The sequence below is a fragment of the Sedimentibacter sp. B4 genome (assembly GCF_000309315.1).
Taxonomy (GTDB): domain Bacteria; phylum Bacillota; class Clostridia; order Tissierellales; family Sedimentibacteraceae; genus Sedimentibacter; species Sedimentibacter saalensis.
This window is the reverse complement of record NZ_CANG01000302.1, coordinates 1-283: the sequence shown is the minus strand read 5'-3', so window position 1 is coordinate 283 and position 283 is coordinate 1. Positions and strand designations below refer to the sequence as shown.

General features: G+C 74.9%; 1 protein-coding gene. It reads left to right on the top strand.

Going from position 1 to position 283, the window contains the following annotated elements; translation table 11 throughout:
- Positions 1-28: 28 nt before the first annotated feature.
- Positions 29-283, top strand: a 255-nt coding sequence (locus BN358_RS27645; RefSeq protein ID WP_232233099.1) for a hypothetical protein, incomplete at its 3' end; no start/stop codon positions are given.

Below are 283 nucleotides of genomic sequence, written 5' to 3'. Positions count from 1 at the left end.
GGCCAGCTTCTCGCCCGAGTGGCAGTCGTTGACGTGGGCGAGCACGAACGGCGTCCCGGCCCGCTTCATCGACCTACCCACCACGCTGAGCCTGGCCCCCGAGCCCGAGCCGGAAGCGCCGGAGCAGACAGCGGAAACGGCAGACCCGCAGGGCACAGCGCCCCCAGGGGGCGGGCCCCACAGGGCACAGCGGACCCCGAGCCCGAGGAACCGCCGGCTCCGCCGCCCCGCACCGATCCGGTTGCACAGCTGGCCCGCGCCGCCGGCTACGACGACCCGGAAA